This is a genomic window from Rhizobium sp. FKY42 (assembly GCF_005222835.1).
Classification (GTDB): Bacteria; Pseudomonadota; Alphaproteobacteria; order Rhizobiales; family Rhizobiaceae; genus Neorhizobium.
The window spans coordinates 54,019-72,095 of the sequence record NZ_STGA01000002.1; the positions used below are offsets into that span (position 1 = coordinate 54,019).

Annotated in this window: 15 protein-coding genes and 4 pseudogenes; 9 read left to right on the top strand and 10 right to left on the bottom strand. The window is 57.4% G+C overall.

All coding sequences use genetic code 11. The annotated features are described in order from the left end of the window. Nucleotides 1-42: 42 nt before the first annotated feature. From E8M78_RS24105 to E8M78_RS00400, 5 genes are read right to left on the bottom strand one after another with little or no spacing between them, the layout of a single operon-like run. The gene (locus E8M78_RS24105; RefSeq protein WP_348640102.1) at nucleotides 43-588 is read right to left on the bottom strand and encodes an aldehyde dehydrogenase family protein; all 546 of its coding nucleotides are present in this window, start codon (nucleotides 586-588) and stop codon (nucleotides 43-45) included. Beyond that, nucleotides 516-1,436, bottom strand: coding sequence for an ROK family protein (locus tag E8M78_RS00385; protein ID WP_137133172.1), 921 nt, complete (start codon nucleotides 1,434-1,436; stop codon nucleotides 516-518). Before E8M78_RS00385 ends, E8M78_RS24105 begins: the two co-directional genes overlap by 73 nt. Further along, the gene (nagA, locus tag E8M78_RS00390; RefSeq protein WP_137133173.1) at nucleotides 1,433-2,617 is read right to left on the bottom strand and encodes an N-acetylglucosamine-6-phosphate deacetylase; all 1,185 of its coding nucleotides are present in this window, start codon (nucleotides 2,615-2,617) and stop codon (nucleotides 1,433-1,435) included. The genes E8M78_RS00385 and nagA overlap by 4 nt, the downstream gene beginning before the upstream one ends. Next, nucleotides 2,614-3,636 (bottom strand): SIS domain-containing protein, encoded by a 1,023-nt coding sequence (locus E8M78_RS00395; RefSeq protein WP_137133174.1) that lies wholly within the window; start codon nucleotides 3,634-3,636, stop codon nucleotides 2,614-2,616. The genes nagA and E8M78_RS00395 overlap by 4 nt, the downstream gene beginning before the upstream one ends. A gap of 27 nt (nucleotides 3,637-3,663) precedes the next feature. Then, nucleotides 3,664-4,416 carry a GntR family transcriptional regulator gene (locus tag E8M78_RS00400; RefSeq protein ID WP_137133175.1) on the bottom strand — a complete coding sequence of 251 codons (753 nt, stop codon included), beginning with the start codon at nucleotides 4,414-4,416 and terminating at the stop codon, nucleotides 3,664-3,666. Nucleotides 4,417-4,857: 441 nt separating this feature from the next. Between E8M78_RS00400 and E8M78_RS00405 the strand changes: the two are divergent. Next, nucleotides 4,858-5,293 (top strand): annotated as a pseudogene (locus tag E8M78_RS00405) (ATP-binding cassette domain-containing protein); the annotation flags it as partial. Nucleotides 5,294-5,304: 11 nt separating this feature from the next. On the opposite strand, the gene E8M78_RS00410 reads toward E8M78_RS00405, so the two are convergent. The 3 genes from E8M78_RS00410 to E8M78_RS00420 form a co-directional block, all read right to left on the bottom strand. Then, nucleotides 5,305-5,577 (bottom strand): BON domain-containing protein, encoded by a 273-nt coding sequence (locus tag E8M78_RS00410; RefSeq protein WP_137133176.1) that lies wholly within the window; start codon nucleotides 5,575-5,577, stop codon nucleotides 5,305-5,307. Between the two features lie 398 nt (nucleotides 5,578-5,975). After that, on the bottom strand, nucleotides 5,976-7,088 hold the full coding sequence (locus E8M78_RS00415) for a D-TA family PLP-dependent enzyme (RefSeq protein ID WP_246658163.1): 1,113 nt from the start codon (nucleotides 7,086-7,088) through the stop codon (nucleotides 5,976-5,978). 1 nt (nucleotide 7,089) lies between these two features. Continuing rightward, nucleotides 7,090-8,559 (bottom strand): M81 family metallopeptidase, encoded by a 1,470-nt coding sequence (locus tag E8M78_RS00420; RefSeq protein ID WP_137133177.1) that lies wholly within the window; start codon nucleotides 8,557-8,559, stop codon nucleotides 7,090-7,092. Nucleotides 8,560-8,722: 163 nt separating this feature from the next. Between E8M78_RS00420 and E8M78_RS00425 the strand changes: the two are divergent. The 5 genes and pseudogenes from E8M78_RS00425 (at nucleotide 8,723) to E8M78_RS00445 (ending at nucleotide 13,531) form a co-directional block, all read left to right on the top strand. Beyond that, a pseudogene (locus tag E8M78_RS00425) lies at nucleotides 8,723-9,488 on the top strand (SDR family oxidoreductase). Nucleotides 9,489-10,119: 631 nt separating this feature from the next. After that, nucleotides 10,120-10,396 (top strand): annotated as a pseudogene (locus tag E8M78_RS23725) (family 20 glycosylhydrolase); the annotation flags it as partial. 13 nt (nucleotides 10,397-10,409) lie between these two features. Further along, complete coding sequence (locus E8M78_RS00435; protein WP_137133178.1) at nucleotides 10,410-11,858, top strand: M81 family metallopeptidase; 1,449 nt, start codon at nucleotides 10,410-10,412, stop codon at nucleotides 11,856-11,858. After that, nucleotides 11,855-12,770, top strand: a pseudogene (locus E8M78_RS00440) (MFS transporter). The gene E8M78_RS00435 and the pseudogene E8M78_RS00440 overlap by 4 nt, the downstream one beginning before the upstream one ends. Beyond that, the gene (locus E8M78_RS00445; protein WP_137133179.1) at nucleotides 12,767-13,531 is read left to right on the top strand and encodes a copper homeostasis protein CutC; all 765 of its coding nucleotides are present in this window, start codon (nucleotides 12,767-12,769) and stop codon (nucleotides 13,529-13,531) included. Before E8M78_RS00440 ends, E8M78_RS00445 begins: the two are co-directional and overlap by 4 nt. Nucleotides 13,532-13,536: 5 nt before the next feature. Here the strand turns inward: E8M78_RS00445 and E8M78_RS00450 are convergent, their stop codons facing one another. Next, a complete protein-coding gene (locus E8M78_RS00450) occupies nucleotides 13,537-14,001 on the bottom strand; it encodes an Lrp/AsnC family transcriptional regulator (protein ID WP_137133180.1) in 465 nt (154 codons plus the stop codon). Nucleotides 14,002-14,137: 136 nt separating this feature from the next. Between E8M78_RS00450 and alr the strand changes: the two genes are divergently transcribed. The 3 genes from alr to E8M78_RS00465 are packed head-to-tail and all read left to right on the top strand — an operon-like array spanning nucleotide 14,138 to nucleotide 16,971. After that, a complete protein-coding gene (gene alr, locus E8M78_RS00455) occupies nucleotides 14,138-15,256 on the top strand; it encodes an alanine racemase (protein WP_137133181.1) in 1,119 nt (372 codons plus the stop codon). Nucleotides 15,257-15,283: 27 nt separating this feature from the next. Next, nucleotides 15,284-16,537: a D-amino acid dehydrogenase gene (locus tag E8M78_RS00460; RefSeq protein WP_137133182.1), complete on the top strand. Its 1,254-nt coding sequence runs from the start codon at nucleotides 15,284-15,286 to the stop codon at nucleotides 16,535-16,537. Between the two features lie 11 nt (nucleotides 16,538-16,548). Continuing rightward, nucleotides 16,549-16,971 (top strand): GNAT family N-acetyltransferase, encoded by a 423-nt coding sequence (locus tag E8M78_RS00465; RefSeq protein WP_137133183.1) that lies wholly within the window; start codon nucleotides 16,549-16,551, stop codon nucleotides 16,969-16,971. 15 nt (nucleotides 16,972-16,986) lie between these two features. On the opposite strand, the gene E8M78_RS00470 is transcribed toward E8M78_RS00465, so the two are convergent. Continuing rightward, nucleotides 16,987-18,075: a glycoside hydrolase family 88 protein gene (locus E8M78_RS00470; RefSeq protein ID WP_137133184.1), complete on the bottom strand. Its 1,089-nt coding sequence runs from the start codon at nucleotides 18,073-18,075 to the stop codon at nucleotides 16,987-16,989. Nucleotides 18,076-18,077 lie beyond the last annotated feature (2 nt).

The following is an 18,077-nucleotide window of genomic DNA, read 5'->3' on the forward strand; positions in this document are numbered from 1 at the left end:
CATTGAATTCGCACTTCTGGCGAGTGGCACCCGTCTCCGCCATCATGACCTGCGCCAGAGATCCGTCGTTTCCGCAAGCCGCCCGGCTGCTGTCCGAAGAATTTTGCGGCGATGCGTTGACGTGGTCCTGGACCAGTCGCCGAAGGCTCTTGCCGCAGAAACCGCCGCCGGTTCAACATCGGCGGGCGTGGCAGACGCCGCGCAAGTGACGGGGGTGGCGGACAACGGACCGGAGCGGAGGAAACAGGCATCAGAAGACATCTGCGGCGACTTGCCACCAATCAGCAAAGGCGCAGCAAAACGAACTGCCTCAACAGCGGTTTGCGGCTCCCATACACTGCTATGATACTTGACCATTGCCGCGGCGCTGAACTTCAAGGATCCTGCGCCTTTCCGCAGACTCTTTAAAAACAAATGCGGCCAATCGCCTTCCGCCTTTAGAGACGCAGCCAGGGGCTGCCGATCGAATTCAATCAGCCGCCGCAAGTCTGGAATATCACGATTGGCCGTAGCACCTATGTCGCTAGTGCCCCGTGCGAACTCAAGCCAAGGATGGCAGCGCCAATCAACCCTGGCTCGATCTGACATTGCGCGGGAACGACAAGCGGACGCTGAAACTTTCGCAAGATGCGAGCGCGGACGGCGCGATCTATAGCCTCGATCAATGCGATAGAATTCGAAAGACCGCCACCAACCGGGATAATTGTCGTGCCGGTAACATTGGCGACAAGCGCCAGCGGCCCTGCCAGCACATCGAGGTAAACGTCGATCGTGCGGGAGGCGCGCACCTCCTCCGCTTGCCAATTCGCGACAATGCTCTCGCTGGACAGGTCTTCATCATGCAGATGTCTGTGCAGTTTTTCCATGCCGCGCGCACTGCAAATCGCATCTATACAGCCGCTGAGCCCACAACCGCAGGCAAATCGCGGCAGATGAACCGGAGGGTTGCCTGCTTCCGTTGCCGCCACAGGAGCGTGGCCCCATTCGCCAGCAAAGCCGCCTTCGCGGTTGATCAGCTGACCATCGATAACCAGCCCACCACCCACGCCGGTGCCGAGAATGACGCCGAAAACCACGCGATGACCCTTGGCGGCACCAATGCCTGCTTCCGCCAGCACAAAACAATCCGCATCATTGGCAACGAGGACCGGCAAGCCGAGTGCGGCCTCCAGATCGGCACCCAACCGACGTCCGTGTATGCAGGGCACATTGGCAACCACTGCTTGGCCTGTTTCAGGGTCAATGATCCCCGCGATGGATAGCGCGACGCACTCAGGCCGTTCGTCGCTGAGGGCGATGACGGACTTGAGAACAGCCACGAAGGCATTGAAATCATGAATGGGCGTCGCCTGCCTTGGTACGGGTCGGATATCATCCGCCGAGAAGGCAAGCGCGCCCTTGATCGCCGTACCTCCAATATCGAAACAGACAATCATGGAGCCACCACATCAATTGCGTTCGCGCCGCCAGAGACGAGAGACCCGTCAATCCAGGTCGAGTGCCAACTCAAATCACGATCCAGAATGACAAAATCCGCGTCAAAACCCCGCCGCAGTTGGCCCTTGTTGATGAGCCCCATGGCTTCTGCCGGATAACGGGCCGCCATACGCAACGCCTCAACCAGCGGCAAACCAAGCGTGAGATGCGTATATCTCACGCAGGAAAACATATCGATATCCGCTCCTGCCAGCGTGCCATCCGCCAGCGTCAGGCGTCCGCCATTGCGATAGATCCGGCGCCCGTTCAGTTCAAATCCGTCATCGTCAGTGCCGATGGTTGACATGGAATCGGTGACGAGAAAGATGTGAGACGGCCCGCCCTTGCCGCGAATGGCCACCCGCATCGAGACTGGATCGACATGGAATCCGTCTGCGATTAGCCCGCAGGACAGACGACCATCGTCCAGTGCGATACCGACGAGTCCCGGTTCGCGGCTTCCCATCTGGCTCATGGCGTTGAACAAGTGGGTGACCATCGACGCCCCGGCCTCGACATAAGGCACAAGCGATTGAGCCGATGCGTCAGTATGGCCGAGGCTGACGACATAGCCGGCGTGGACCAGTGAGCGGACCTGTTCGGTGGTCACACTCTCAGGCGCAATGGTTGTCAGTGCCTGTCCGAAAGAGCCACGGGCTGCGACCAATGCGGACAAATCATCCGGCTGCATGGGTCGGATCAGAGCCGGATCATGCGTACCTTTTCTGGCGAGCGATAGATGCGGCCCCTCCAGATGAAGACCAAGATAGCCCGGCACCTGCTGTTCGAATGCAGCCTTGCCGGCTCTTAGAGCCTGATCGCGAACGTCAGGCGTATCGGTAATCAGCGTAACCATGACCGAGGTTGTGCCGTAAGCGGCATGCGCCCTGCAGATCGTCTCTATACCGGCCACGTCCGGCTGGTTGTTGAAAAGTACACCGCCGCCGCCATTAACCTGAAGATCGACGAAACCAGGTGCAAGCAGGCGATCTCCCGCATGGCGAAGATCGAAGCCATCCGGCACTTCCGATTGCGGTACGATGTCGCTCACGGTTCCGCCCTCGATCAGCAAGGCATGATCGTGAAAGAGGGCTTCACCATCGAAAATGCGATGGCAAGCGACGGCAAGCGACTCTTTCATCGAGTTTCCGTCACCTTCTGAAGGGCGGCGGGCTTATCCGGATTGAACCCGCGCTGGCGGGATAGCTGCTCAACCATGCCATAATAGGGGATAATGAGGCACAAGGCATCCGTCAGGTGATGGCCTGTCGTCACGAATGGCAGCTGCTCCGCACCGGTTGCAAGACGTGAGGTAACAAAGGTCTTGGCATTCTTGGCAACCAGCTTGGACGCTGTTTCCGCAATCGATGCTTCGGCCTTGTCCCGCGCGGCAAAAGCGATCACAGGAAATGCAGGAGCAACCAGCGACACCGGTCCGTGCAGAACTTCCGCAGACGAATAGGCTTCCGCATGCAATTCGCATGTTTCCTTGCATTTCAACGCTGCTTCAGAGGCGATGGCAAGCGAAGGGCCGCGACCCAGCATGTAGAGGGACTCAGCCGATGCGAGAGGGCCGAGAATCGCACTCCAATCCAGTTCCAACGCAGCCTCGAAATGCGCCGGAAGAGCCGTCACCGCATCGATAAGCGTATCATCGTTCTTCCAGTGGGCGATGATTGCCAGACCAGCCACGATGGAGTTGACGAAGGATTTCGTCGCCGCCACGGCAAGCTCCGGTCCCGCCGCGATATCGACAGCGACCGTCGCCGCCTGGCTGAGTGGGGATGGCACTGTATTGGCCAGCGCGATCGTCAACGCCCCGCCTTCAACTGCCGTTTTTGTCAAGGAAACGATATCCGGGCTTGCGCCCGACTGTGACACCGCAATTGCGGCGCCGCGAGAAAGCTTCAGAGGTGACTGGTAAATCGAGGCCAGCGATGGGCCAACGGAGGCAACCGGGATACCGAGTTCCAGCTCGATCGCGTATTTCAGAAAGTGCGCTGCATGGTCGGAGGAACCGCGCGCAATGGTGACCACCACCGCAGGATCGCGCGCCCTCAGTGCTTCACCGGCATCAGCCATAATAGAAGCCTGTTCACTCAGCAGCCGTGCAGTTGCCGCCGGGATCTGATCGATCTCCTGTCGCATAATCGATGTCATGATTGGCCTTTCAATTCCTGTGCGCCTTCAGGCGCCGATCGTAAGTTCTGCGACGAGATCGTAAGCGTCGCTGCGATAAAGGGCGGTCGAGACTTCCATCACCCGACCCGAATCCAGATAGGCAATACGCTGAACGCTGAGTGCCGCCGAACCCGTAGGCACGCCCAGCAATTCCGTTTCCTCTTCCTTTAGAAGCACTGCCGAAATACGCTGGTTGGCGCGAACCGGCTGGATGCGGCGTGCAGACAGTGCCTGATACAGCGAATTATCGACGGCATCAGGTTCTGGAAGAATGTCGTCCGGAAGACTTGTGCGTTCCAGAGCAATCGGCATGTCGTTGGCCGTACGCAGGCGCACCAGGCGCGCAACACGGGCATTACCGCTCAGTCCAAGCGTCATGGTTTCCTCCGGCGTCGGATGAAACAGACCTCGATCCAGCCAGCGGGAACCTGCTGTCATTCCTCGCCTGCGCATGTCTTCCGAGAATGACGTGAGCCGCGTCAGCGATTGCTGCATACGAGGAACCGGCTTGCTGACGAAGGTGCCAGAGCCGCGTCTGCGCACCAGAAGCCCCTGATCGACGAGATCGTCGATAGCCTTTCGAACAGTGACACGCGATATCCTGGCTGCATCCGCGATATCGCGCTCGGCTGGCAATGCGTCCCCATGCTTCAAACGACCATCCTTCATGGCCTGTTCGATCATATTCTTGAGCTTGACGTACAGCGGCCCGCCGCTTGACGCCTGCAACTGCTCAAGAGGCAAAGCCACTTCACTCAAAAATTCCTCCAGGCGCGGCGTTTAAGAGCAAGAGCCCGCAACCGCGATAGACGCACTCCAAAAATCGAGAAGACAATACCAATCAAATTCCAAATAGGCAATTGGTTCTATCTGCAACACAGAGAGAAACTGAACTCTCAATCCTATCATCCTATTTCAAAACGGATTTTTCTAGGCTGAACGCAAAAACACTCAAATAGAGAAGATTCATCTAGACGATTGGACTGTTTTTGGTATTAAATGTTAACAAAAAGTTGAATGAGCGGAACAGTCGTCAGCGCGCCCGGCATGCAACCCTCCGGGAATGTCACCTAGATCGAATTCTGAAAATGAATTTCATCAAAGCGATAATTTTCGGATTGTTGGTTGACGAATTCGCATCTCTAAAACAATCTGTAAAAAGTAATTACGCAGTGGGGAACTGACCATCATGAAGGTCGCAACATTGCGTTTCCGCTGCGCGTCGAAAAACTGCCGGGGGAAAAGATCCGCGAGAAAGTGGGAACGGTCGCGAAGATCCTTCAACTCGACAAGCGGCTGAAGCAAAAACCCGGCATGCTGTCCGGCGGCCAGCGCCAGCGCGTCGCAATCGGGCGAGCGATCGTTCGCGAGCCAAAGATCTTTCTGTTCGATGAGCCGCTGTCGAACCTCGATGCGGCACTGCGTGCAGACATGCGCATCGAACTCTCGAAACTGCACCGCGATTTGAAAGCCACCATGATCTACGTCATGCACGATCAGGTGGAGGCCATGACGATGGCTGACCGGATCGTAGTTCTGAATGCCGGAAGTTACTGCTGCCTGATACAGGCGTTAAAGCGTCTTCCCCCAACCGTTGACGCTGCATCAGGCACCGGCGCCCGCCTCCCTCGCGGGCGCCACTTTTTATTAGAGAGACATCATGTTTATCTCGGTGAGCACTGCAAGCATGCATAGAACAGGTACGCCGGAGGCGAGTTCATGCGCCAGCCGGCAGACCTCTCCGCGAAGTTCTTCGGAAGCCACGTATCCAGTCAAAACGATATGTCGACCGTCCTGCGTTATCGTCACCTCATCAAACTGACCAGACAGGGCGTAGCGCAATTCGGCAGCCAGCGAATGAAGCTTCCAGCAGGAGGTTGAAAAGAAGGAAGGAACCGAGAGAGACGAAGACAGGAACATGGCGCATTTACCTCACGCTTTCACATGTTCCAAACGCGAAGAAAACGTTCCTGTTCCGAAATATTCATGTGCCGTTCAGGATTCAATCGCTAAAGGCAGATCGTCCGCTCACGTAATTTCAGCTTGCAATTCGATCGAAGCGGAACCGATCCGATACATAGTATGTTTCGGACAGGTATTCGTGACGTTCCCTAAATTCAGACAACAGAAAACCGCCCCAGCAACCTCGGAGCGCGGTGAGATGAGGACAAGATGGCCGCTTTTCGCGTCGAGAAATCAAACTGGAAGATTTCTGTAATCAATTTCGCCTGGATGGCATTTGTCCTCGGCGTTGCTGCCATTTCTGTGATGAGCACTCAGGTCTGACGAGCAGCGGTCGTCTTTCGACGGCCTGTGGTTCACCAGACGAGCCCACGCGCCGCAACAGTCTCAACGCGTGTAACAACGCCCTCTCGATGAAATATCATCGTATCGAACAGGTTTGAAACGACACAGGTGTGGTTGGGCACAATCCGTATACGCTCGCCAATATCCGGGCGAATGCCGTCGACGCGAGACAAATCGACCGTCGCATGTTCTTCTGACAAGCCGACGATCTTGGCATCTGGATATTCCAGAATTAGCCCGTAATCGGCGAAGCCCAACAGGTCAGATGTGAGCGCCTTCGATCCTGCATCGAGTATGGCCCTATCTGGCGTTGGTCGGGAAACGACCGTCGCGAGAACATGCATGGCACAATCTTCCAGAGCGCAATGCCCTGCCCTTACCATGGATCGATCATTATAGATGTAGGTCCCAGCGCGGTATTCGGTTGCTGTGGGAACCAGATGGGCGTTGAAAAGACTGGGTGTACCGCCATTCGAGCGGATCGCGCAGTTTATCCCGTCTACCGCAAGGTAAGCCATGGTTGCGATGAAGAAGTGCTCGACGGCATCCTCCGTGTTCGCCTTCGGATAGGTCATCAGGCCGCCGAATTTCAGGCTCCGGCTTGCGACGATTCCTCGCGCGAGAGCAGCGGCTTCGTCCGCTGTCTGGACGCCGCAGCGCCCGCCGCCGGTGTCGCATTCCACAAGGACTGTCAGCGGTTTGCGTCCCGTAAAGTAAGCGGCAAGGCCGGTGACGGTAACGATACTGTCCGCGGCGACCTTCAAATCCGAGACGCGCTCATTCAGCGCCGCAAGCCGCGCCAGTTTCTGCTCACCCAGAATATTGAAGGTAATCAGAATGTCTTCGAAACCGGCATCAGCAAAAACTTCGGCCTCCGTTATCTTCTGGCAATTGATGCCGCGCGCACCTGCCTCGACCTGCTGTCGAGCCAGAGCCGGTATCTTATGCGTCTTGATATGGGGCCGGAATGCAAGATTATGGGCATCCATATAGGATTGAACCCGCGCGATGTTCGCCGCCAGAATCTCCTCATCGATTACCGGCAGCGGCGTGGAGAGGTTAGACAGCAGGTCGCCCGGTTTCGGCATCGGCGGTTTAGCGGACAAGTGCTTTGCGAAATCCATGTCAGGCGGCCTCTATTGAATGCGGATTGGCCATAATCGGCCAGATGTCGCGTCTGGCGCGGCGATAAGGATTCGCCGCGGGATTGTTCGGATAGGGCGTCCCGGCAGAGCAGTAAAGAATCTCGGATGCAATCTTTGAGAAAGCCGCATAGAAATGGTTGGTCGATTTGATAACCAGTATATGTTTCGTTAACGGATCCACGCCGAGCGCCGTGAAAAGAGACGGGTCATAGCTCTGCACACGCACCGAACTCAGGATGATGTCGATGCCGTTCAGCCGGATATGCGCCGCATCTCCAAAGGGCGCAATGCTGTCCCCAAACCTCATCTCGGCGTTCGGCTGAAGTTTGACCACCGTGACCAATCCGTCAATCGGATTGCCAGTTCCCGGAGCAGATTTCGCACCGAAACGAAGCGGAATCTCGGCACCCTCACCCGCCGCCATGCAGATCTGGACCGCGATCGGATCCCAGATCATCCCGACGGCGGCGTTCGTCACACCTTGCGAAAGGAGTTCAGCAAGAACAACGGTCGCATCGCCTGCGGTGCCGCCGCCCGGATTGTCCCACATATCGGTAATCACCACGGGGCCAACTGTGCTAGCCTGCGCTTTTTCGACCGCCTCCTTCTCATTGATCCACGGCATCATGAACGTTCCGCGTTTTGAATACAGCTCAAGCCCGAGCCTCTGTGCCAGCGCCTCGCCTTTTTCCCGCTTGCCGTTGGTCACCACTATCATCCTTGTCCCCATCTCCGGCACATCGCCCGCCATGAAGCCGTGAATGACCGAGAGCGAAAGCACATCAGCATCGCTCTGCTCAATCTCTGGCAGTCTGTCGACGAAGGACCGCATCGGCTCGCGTGAGGTGGGAAATACATCGATCATCCGGCAATCGAACACGGACATGACGGGGCTGACGCGGCCCTCCAGGGTATCAACAGCAATCCGCCAGAGGTCTTCGGCACGCTCGACGAAATCCGCATGGGGAAACCCCTTGAAGACGACAAAAAAATCGGCCGCGGCACAGCGCTTTTCGGTCAGGTGACTGTGCGGGTCGAGCTCGGCACAAATGAGAACGTCCGGCCCGACCATTTGCCGAATGCGCGCAAGCAGATCTCCTTCCGGATCTAGATAGCCATCCGCGACCATGGCGCCGTGCAGGCCAAGAACTACGGCGTCTACGGGCATTGCCTCACGCAATTGATCCAGGATTTCGTCGCGCAGACTTTCAAATGCGCGCCGATTGATGAGACCAGGTGGATCCGCCCAGGCAGCGGTTCCCTCAATCAGCGTCCAACCTTTCTGCGCGCAAACCTTGCGGCCAACAGTAATCGGCGCCGTGCAGAGCGTGGGCGTAACCGGATGCTGCCCCGGAGGCGCATACAAGGACTCCTCGAAGGCACGTCGATCAATACAGATCGGGGCGAGTGTATTGGTTTCCGTTGCCAGAGCGGCGGTAAAGATACGCACAGTATTGTCTGCTCTTGTTTTTCAATCGGTCGGTAGAAAGGTTCAACCCATAGGATTCGGCAAATAGCCGGTAAAACCGGAATTTTTCTAGCGCCCTTTATGCAGGCGGCAGTAGTACAATGTCTGCCATTTCATGACGTCCAGCGTACCGTCTGGTTTCTTGATGCCCCCATCGAATTTCTTGCGAACCAATGCGGCCTCACCTTCGATTGCCCATCGACTGGCGGATGCGCACGATCTCGTCGCTCTTCTGGATATTGACGCCACGGCTCTGAACGATGCTTGGAAGTCGCTTGGAGGCACTGAGAAGTTTATCCCGGTCGCCTGCGACGTCACCAGCGAGCACAGCGTTGCCGCCATGGCAGCCCGGATTGCGGGTCTCGAGCAGGCCAGAACGCTGGTGAACAATGCAGGCGCGGCGCGCGGTTTCCCTTCATGATACGACAGCCGAAATCTGGCGCCAGGATGCAAGGCTTAATCTCGAAGCCGCCTTTTTGACATTTCGCACGCTGGAAGACGCCTTGAAGGCAACAAACGGTTCAGTGGTGAATATCGCCTCGGTCAACGGCATGGCCGTGTTCGGCCATCCAGCTTACAGCGCGGCAAAGGCTGGCCTCATCCATTTCACCAGGCTGGTGGCTTTTGAATACGGCAAGTTTGGTATCCGGTCCAACGCCGTTGAACCGGGAACGGTCCGCACGCAGGCCTGGGAGGCGCGAGCCGCCGCCAACCCGCGAGCGTTCGAAGAAGCAAAGCGCTGGTACGCATTGCGCCGCATCGCAACGGCGCTGGATGTTGCTAATGCTGTCTATTTTCTTTCCAGCGAACAGGCTGCAGCGATCACCGGGGTTTTTCTTCCCCTCGATTGCGGACTGACTGCCGGACAGGCCGAACTGGCGCGCACCTTTTCACAATCCGAACATTGCTGATCCATCACACGAAAAGAAACCGGCCAGCCAAGAGCCGGGACCGGACGCGATCCAGAAAGCGAACCATCATGAACATTCCACTCTTTCGCCTCGAAAACGGCTGGGAGCCCGTGGACGGCGACGCATGCGGCCGCTTCATCTTAAATCTCATCAATCTGTCGGAAGCGCCACTCAGCGGTTTCAAGCTTGCCTATACCTCACTCACCCGCATCAAGGATTCGGAAGTGCCACGGTGTGACAACGCAGTCTTTCTGCGCCGCAATGCCAACTTCCATCAATTCGCTCCGGCAGATGATTTCGTGCTGCTGCCGGGCGAAAGCTGGCGCTTTACGGTTGCACCGCTCTGGCGGCCGGCTCGCCATCGGACCGATGGCGCGAAATCAGCCTATGTGACCCTTTCCGACGGATCGCATGTGCCGGTCAGCGTTGACGATACCCTGCTTTCGGGGCGTCCGCCGGAGCCTGCACCTGTTCTCATGCCGAAAGGTGAAGTTACCCAGCCATTCTCGCTGCTGCCGTGGCCTGCTTTTTTACAAACTGTCCGCAGCGTCAGTGGTGCCGGTCGCGCTCTATCCGGCAGAAGGCACAGCGCTTGCCCACAAACAGGCGATGCTGCAAATAGGAGAGCTATGAAGCCTTTCATGAGCCGGGAGCAAGCTGGATGGGCACTGTGCCGCCGATGCATACCTACACCTATGAAGCAGTTGGTGAATTCCCACTTGAACTCACCCCTCGCATGCGAGGCGTGCAGGCCTGCATCTGGTCTGATGCATTTCCTCAACCGAGACTATTTCAACCACTTGGTTTTCCCTCGGCTCGGGGCAATCGCCGAAGCTGGCTGGACGCCGAAAGACAGCAAGAACTGGCTTCGCTTTGCGGCTATAAGCCCGCTCATGCCGAAGCTGTGAGGATTTATACCAGATGACCCTTCGTATCGCCGTCGGAGGCATTCACACCGAATGCTCCACTTCCTCACCAGTCCTGATGCAGCCGGAGGATTTCCGCGTGCTGCGCGCAGATGATCTTCTGAACGCCGACTATTTCAGTTTTCTCACTGCCGATGAAGTCGATCACCTGCCGCTTCTGCATGCTCGTGCAGTACCCGGCGGTCCGGTGGCTCGCCACACATATGAGGCATTCAAAGCGGAGTTCCTTGAATTGCTGAAGGCCAGCCTTCCACTGGATGGCCTCTATCTCGCCATGCATGGAGCCATGAATGTAGAGGGCATGGATGACGCGGAGGGCGACTGGATGTCCGCCGCGCGCGCGGTGGTAGGGCCGGACACGCCGATTGCCGCCAGTTACGATCTGCACGGCAACGTGACCCAGAAGATCATCGATCAGCTTGATATCTTTGCGGGCTATCGTACAGCACCGCATATCGATGTGCGGGAGACGATGGTCCGCGCCTGGTCAATGCTGATCCGCACCCTGACAACCGGAGAAAAACCGGGCGTTGCCTGGGCGCCGGTTCCGGTTTTGCTTCCCGGCGAGCGGACTTCAACGGAAGATGAGCCGGCCAAGAGCCTCTACGCCAAGCTGCCGGAACACGATGCACTTGAGGGAATTTGGGATGCCAACCTGATGGTCGGCTATGTCTGGGCCGACGAACCGCGTGGGACGGCCTGCGCCGTGGTGACAGCAACGGACAAGACAGCAGCCAGAAAGGCGGCTGCGACCATCGCTCAATCCTACTGGAACGCGCGCAACGATTTTCAGTTTGGGCCGGTAACAGCCCCACTGGACGAGGTTCTGGATCGTGCCGAAAAAACAGAAACCCGGCCGGTCATTCTGGCAGATTCCGGTGATAACCCTACCGGCGGCGGCGTTGGTGACCGTGCTGATGTGCTGAAGGCGCTCCTTGCCCGAAAGTTTGAAGGTGCGGTTATCGGCGGCATAACGGACCGCCCCGCAGTCGAAGTCTGTTTCAAGATGGGCGCAGGGTCCACACTCAAGCTTACGATTGGCGGCTCACTTGATCCCGCAAGCCCCAGTGTCGAAGTGGAGGCTCAGGTGGTAAGCTTGGACGATCCGGGCGCTGAACCGGAGCGTCAGGCTGTGGTGAGGATTGCAGGAACTACCGTGATCCTCGCCGCTCGCCGTCGCCCCTATCACAATATAGCGGACTTTACGCGCCACGGCATCAACCCGGCAGCTGTGCGGCTGCTGGTCGTAAAATCCGGCTATCTGTCTCCTGAGCTTGCTCCAATCGCAAATCCGAACATCATGGCGCTGACCGATGGAGTGATAAATCAGGACATTGAGCGCATTTCCAACAAGCGTCGCCAGAGACCTTGCTATCCATTCCAGAAGGATTTCGAGTTCACGGCCGAAGCAAGATATTCAAGCCGGTGGATTGATCGACGGTGAGCAATGCGCTGAAAACGACTTGGGCAGACAAAAGCCTCAGAACATCTGCCCTTGCCATCTTCTTCTTCGGAACAACCGGCGCGGCGACATCGCCCTATCAAACCCTGATCGGCATTCAAGAGCTGGGCTTGAGCGATAGCGTCTACGCGGCCCTGATGTTTGCGGCAGCGATCATAAACGTCTCCGCAAGCGTCATGATGGGCATTCTCGCGGACCGGATGGGCGATTATCGGACCTCAATTCTCTACGTGTCGCTTTTCGGCGTCTTTGGCCTTGGCATCGTCTATGCGTTCGCCAATGTACGTGCCAATTCCGCCCGACTATCAAGCAGCCAACTGATCGGCGTGAATTCCACAATCCGCGCGACGATTTCGCTATCCTGGGTTCTGATGCCGGGCGTTGTCGGGGTAATGCTGGCTGGTGCCAGTTCCATGCTTCCGGCCTATCTTATTGCGACATTGGCTGCCATCCTCGGCGCCTTCTTCCTGCCTTCCGCTCCCAAGATTGAGATCAAGGGCGGCGAAGCACGCTCGCGATTTCTGGCATCCCTGGGGGAGGTTCTGGATCCGCGCATCGCCATGCGGGTCATGGCAATCGCGCTGATCTGTTCTATGCTGCATATCAACGATGCTGTCCGTCCACTCATCGTGACAGGCAAGGCTGGCGGCAGCGGCGATCATCAGCCTTCCCATCACCCATTTGCAGGATTTGATTGCGGATAGACCAGGCCTCGGAAGCTCGCTGATCGCCGTGAACATTTTCCTCAGCGCCGGTCTCAGTGCGGGAATCTTCGCAATCGGCACGAGGATCGGAGACTACTCGTTCGCCTCCATCCTCGGGGCGATCGTCGGCAGCTTCGGCATTATACTGCTGTTCGTTTTAGAGAGCGACAAGACAAGGAAGAGATCATGATCGGCATCCAGCAATCAACGCCCGTTCTGGAAATCTGCGTCGATAACGCAGAGGGGCTGTTTGCCGCCATCGAAGGTGGTGCCGACCGCATCGAACTCTGCTCCGCCCTATCCGTCGGTGGGTTGACGCCCTCCTTTGGACTGATGGCACTCGCAGGCAAGCAAAACGTGCCGGTGACCGCCATGATCCGTCCGCGCGCCGGCAGCTTCGTGTTCTCGAACGAAGAGGTCGATATCATGCGCGCAGACATTGATGCGGCCCGCGCCGCCAATCTCAAAGGCGTGGTGCTGGGTGCAAACCGGCCCGATGGCACGCTGGATATCGAAACCCTGCAAAGGCTCTGCACCGACGGAAAAGGCCTGGATCTAACCCTGCATCGCGCATTCGACATGGTGGGTGACAAGGCGGCAGCGCTGGAGGATGCAATCGACCTCGGCTTTTCCCGAATTCTGACATCTGGCGGAAAGCCAACTGCGCTTGAAGGCATGGACATGCTGGAGCAACTCATCACGCAGGCCCAGGATCGCATCATCATCATGCCGGGCTCCGGTGTGCGGCCACAGAATGCTGCCGAGCTTCTGAAGCGCCTACGGGTCACGGAGTTGCATGCCTCCTGTTCCGTGCGGTTCAACGAGTACGACACGCAACTGGTGAAGCTGAATTTCGCATCGCGCGAGATGCTGAGGACAGACGCCTCAACCGTTCGTCAGTTGAAGCAGATCCTCTATTCACACGTGGACGCACGAATGACCTCTACCTGATCGGGCTAGCGCCGTCTTCCGCGCGCCGTCAAGGCGTTGCGGATGGAGAAGCTCGAATGAATGCGCGTGACGCCCGGTAGCTTCGAGAGAATATCCGTGTGGATGGTCTCGAACTCGCGTGGACTTTCCACCTCGACGCGCAGAAAGTAATCCCAATCTCCCGTCATCAGATAGCATTCGCGAATTTCGGGGTGCTTACGAACTGCGTCCTCGAAACGGTTGAGAGAGTCTTCCGTCTGGCGGTCCAGCGTAATGTTGATCATCACCGCAATTGTGCTCCCTTCCTCACCGGAACCAATCAGCGCCGTATAACCACGGATGATCCCGTTCTCTTCCAGTAGTTTGATCCGGCGCAGACAGGCCGAGGGTGACAGGCCAACAGACTCCGCCATCTTCGCGCTGCTCATGCGCGCATCCAGCCTCAGCAGACGTATGATATTGCGATCAATGGCATCGAGCGATTGGCTCATTCCAGAATCCACTACGAGAACGCTGTTTCGATGATCGATTTGATCAGAAACGCACGAAACAAGCAACAATTGCGTACAATATGCACGATCAAAGCATTACCATTTAGTACGTCAGATCAGGAGGAGCGCAGAAGCGATGGACATGGTCTCATCCACGGAATGGCAGAAAACCAGCGCTCCCGGCTATCTCGCTGTCGATTTGTCGGCGCTAAAGAGAAATTACAGACGGATCGTTTCCACTGTTTCGCCTGCGCGCGCTGCGGCTGTGGTGAAAGCGGATGCCTACGGCCTTGGTGCAGAGAAGGTTTCGAGCGCGCTCTATCAGGAAGGCTGCCGGGATTTCTTCGTTGCACAATATGGTGAGGCGGTGGCGCTTCGCCCTGTTCTCGCCAAGGATGCCGCGATTTATGTGCTGAATGGGCTTCAGCCGGGCTCCGAAACGGACTGCGCTCTTCGTGGCATCATCCCTGTTCTGAACTCACTGGAACAGGTTGCCCGCTGGCGTGCTACGGCGACCCTGAGCGGACGCAGGCTTCCAGCACTGCTGCAGTTTGATACTGGAATGTCGCGTCTTGGTATGTCCGTTGAAGAAGCCGAAGCTCTGGCCGCAGATGCGCAGCTTCTGGAGAACATCGACGTGCGCTATATCATGAGCCATCTGGCTTGCGCCGACGAGGCGGAAGATGTGCATAACACCATGCAGGCAGAGCAGATGAGGCGCATTGCCGACATCTTCCCCGGCATACCGGTTTCTTTCGGCAATTCCGGCGGCTCATTTCTGGGCGAGCAATTTCGTGGCGCACTGGTTCGCCCAGGTATCGCGCTCTATGGTGGACGCCCCACGGACATGCTGGAACAACCGATGGAGCCTGTCGTGAGGATCGAGGGTGCCGTGGTCCAGACACGTACCGTTCCGGCAGGAACGGCAGTTGGGTATTCCGCAACCTACATCGCACAAGAAGAGCGTCGCCTTGCGACGGTTTCGCTTGGCTATGCCGATGGTATCCTGCGCTCGCTGAGCAGCAAGGGCGCATTCGTCTATGACGGTGTGCGGCTTCCGATCGTCGGGCGTATTTCGATGGACAGCACGATCATTGACATCACCGATCTGCCGGAAGACGCTGTAAAGCTCGGCAGCCGGGTGGAGTTCATCGGGTCCGACCAAACGCTGGAAGAAGTTGCAGAACAGGCAGGCACGATCTCCTGGGAGATTTTGACCTCCATCGGCAACCGTTACTACAGACAGTACACCTAATTCAGAGACCAGCAGACGGGGAATATCATGAAGGTCACCATTCTTGGCGCGGGCGTCATCGGCGTCACATCGGCCTATTATCTCGCGAAAGCCGGTCATGAGGTTACTGTGCTCGACCGTCAACCCGGTCCGGCGCTGGAAACCAGCTTTGCGAATGCTGGCGAAGTGTCCTTCGGCTATTGCTCTCCCTGGGCTGCACCCGGTATTCCGCAGAAGGCGTTGAAATGGATCTTCATGGAGCACGCGCCGCTTATCCTTCGCCCGAAGCTCGATATGGCGATGATTTCGTGGATGCTGCAAATGCTGCGCAACTGCACCTCCGAACGTTATGCCCTGAACAAGAGCCGCATGCTGCGCCTTGCCGATTATGCACGGTTGGCGCTCGCAGAAGTGCGCGCTGAAACCAATGTCGACTATGACCAGCGGATGCAGGGCACGCTACAGCTTTTCCGCACGCAGGCGCAGCTCGATGCTTCAGCCAAGGATGTGAAGGCACTGGCAGCCGATGGCATTCCGTTCGAAGTTCTGGATCCGGCAGGCTGCATCCGTGTCGAGCCTGCGCTTGCCCATGTGCGCGAAAAAATCGTTGGCGGTCTGCTGACACCGAAGGATGAGACGGGCGACTGCTTCAAGTTCACCAATATCCTGTCGGACAAGGCCACCTCCATGGGCGTCCGCTTTGAATGGGGCGTGAACATAAAGGCGCTCGACGTCCAGGGCGGCGAAGTGAAAGGCGTGATGACGGATCGCGGTCTCGTATCCTCCGATGCCGTTGTGGTCGCGCTCGGCAGCCATTCGCCACTGCTGGTAAACCCGCATGGAATTCGCCTGCCTGTTTATCCGGTCAAGGGCTATTCACTGACAATTCCAATTGTCGATGAAAGCCGCGCACCGGAATCAACCGTGATGGACGAGACCTACAAGATTGCCATCACCCGCCTGGGTGACCGCATCCGCGTCGGTGGCATGGCAGAAATCTCGGGCTACACAAATGATCTCGGCTATGCCCGTCGTCGCACACTGGAACATTCAGTGACGGATCTGTTCCCCGGCGGCGATGTTTCGAAGGCAAGCTTCTGGTCGGGTCTGCGCCCTATGACACCGGATGGTACGCCAGTCATCGGTGCCACGAAAGTGCGCAACCTCTATCTCAACACGGGCCATGGCACGCTGGGCTGGACCATGAGCTGTGGCTCTGCGAAAGTACTGGCCGATATCGTCAGTGGTCGCACGCCTGAGATCGAGACCAAGGATCTCGCGGCATCGCGATACGCAGCTTGAATTCAAGGAAAATGACCAAGCAAGGCCTGTTGGAAATAGAGCGGATATCGGCCGATAAGACCGTTGATATCCGCCATGCGGTTCTCTGGCCCGAGAAGACCAAATTGGACGTTATCCTACCGGAGGATGAAGACGGAACGCATTTCGGTGCATCGATCGACGGCGCGCTTGTCGCCGTCATCTCCTTGTTCGAAACGTCGACGGGAACCCGCTTCCGCAAGTTTGCGACACTGCCTGACTGGCAGGGCAAAGGAGTTGGGACGCAACTCCTCACCCATGCCATCGAATGGTCGCGCACAAAGGGCGAGCGCCGCATCTGGTGCGATGCTAGAGTCAGCGCCTTGCCTTTTTATGCTCGGCAAGGGTTTACCGCCGAAGGCGATGTGTTTGAAAAAAGCGGCATCGCCTACACGGTCATGAGCCGGGAGCTTTGACCGCTCTTTCTCGTACTATCCTTCCAGCCCGTCTTTTTCGGCCATGACCCGCACGAGCAGAAGCATGACGAGCGCCTGACCGTATGGAGCCGGAACATTGGGGATTTGGCGGTAGAAGTCCAGCGTGTGGCCCATCGGCGTCCCGTCCGAAACCTCCAGCACAATGCCTGTTTCATCGATCCGTTCGAGCACTGCAGCCAGTGCCCTGCGTGCCACTGGCTTCAGGTCCTCATCCAGAATACCAAGATCGATGCCGCGCAGGATGCCATAGGCGATACCAGCGGTGGCGCTTGTTTCTTCCGGTGAATTGGCATCGCAGACCAGCGTGCAGAACATGCCGTTAGGACGCTGGTGCTGGGCAAGGGTACGAACCTGCGCGTTCAGCACATAGGTAAGGTGCCGCTTCATATGCTCGGGCACGTACTTGACGAGGCTCAGCAGCTCCGGAATGGCAACGGTAATCCATGAGTTGCCGCGCGCCCAGAAGGCGTTTGCAAAGTTGTGGCGTCCATTGAAGGTCCAACCATGGTACCAGAGCCCAGTGACCGGATCAGCCAAGAAGCGCTCATGCACGAGGAACTGGTAAAAGGCTTCCTCGATCCAGTCCTGACGGTCAAATCGCTGACCGGCACGGGCCAGAAACAGGCATGTCATAAACAGCGTATCGTCCCACAACTCGCCGTCATTCATTCGCTCTTTGACGACATGCTGGAAACCGCCATCCTCCGTGCGGGCAAGCTTTGTCATCAGCCAATCGGCCCAATCTTTGACCAGCGCCTCGAAATCAGGTCGGTCCACATGGTCGATCAACACGGCCAGAGGAAGCATGGGAGACGAGGAGTTAACCTGCCGCGGCGGCAGCCCACGCCCGATCTGCCAGTCGTACCAGCGGGCGATCGCTTCCATGAGGGATTTGTCGCCGACGGCTTCTGCATGGCGAATAAGACCGTAGATCCCGACGCCAACTTCCCAGTCCCACTCATCGAACTGGAGTTCATAGCCATTTTCCGGCGCTGCGGCGGCATCGTTCATACCCTTGAGGCGCGCCAGACCGACTGCCACGCGCGAAAGGGTTTCGGAGAGGATATGGGGCTGCATCAGCATTG

Coding starts and splice junctions, on each gene's coding strand:
- E8M78_RS00450 (WP_137133180.1), bottom strand. CDS start 14,001: ATGAGCCAATCGCTCGATGCCATTGATCGCAATATCATACGTCTGCTG.
- E8M78_RS00460 (WP_137133182.1), top strand. CDS start 15,284: ATGAAGGTCACCATTCTTGGCGCGGGCGTCATCGGCGTCACATCGGCC.
- E8M78_RS00445 (WP_137133179.1), top strand. CDS start 12,767: ATGATCGGCATCCAGCAATCAACGCCCGTTCTGGAAATCTGCGTCGAT.
- E8M78_RS24105 (WP_348640102.1), bottom strand. CDS start 588: ATGTCAGATCGAGCCAGGGTTGATTGGCGCTGCCATCCTTGGCTTGAG.
- E8M78_RS00385 (WP_137133172.1), bottom strand. CDS start 1,436: ATGATTGTCTGTTTCGATATTGGAGGTACGGCGATCAAGGGCGCGCTT.
- E8M78_RS00465 (WP_137133183.1), top strand. CDS start 16,549: ATGACCAAGCAAGGCCTGTTGGAAATAGAGCGGATATCGGCCGATAAG.
- E8M78_RS00410 (WP_137133176.1), bottom strand. CDS start 5,577: ATGTTCCTGTCTTCGTCTCTCTCGGTTCCTTCCTTCTTTTCAACCTCC.
- E8M78_RS00395 (WP_137133174.1), bottom strand. CDS start 3,636: ATGACATCGATTATGCGACAGGAGATCGATCAGATCCCGGCGGCAACT.
- E8M78_RS00470 (WP_137133184.1), bottom strand. CDS start 18,075: ATGCTGATGCAGCCCCATATCCTCTCCGAAACCCTTTCGCGCGTGGCA.
- E8M78_RS00435 (WP_137133178.1), top strand. CDS start 10,410: ATGACCCTTCGTATCGCCGTCGGAGGCATTCACACCGAATGCTCCACT.
- E8M78_RS00415 (WP_246658163.1), bottom strand. CDS start 7,088: ATGGATTTCGCAAAGCACTTGTCCGCTAAACCGCCGATGCCGAAACCG.
- alr (WP_137133181.1), top strand. CDS start 14,138: ATGGACATGGTCTCATCCACGGAATGGCAGAAAACCAGCGCTCCCGGC.
- nagA (WP_137133173.1), bottom strand. CDS start 2,617: ATGAAAGAGTCGCTTGCCGTCGCTTGCCATCGCATTTTCGATGGTGAA.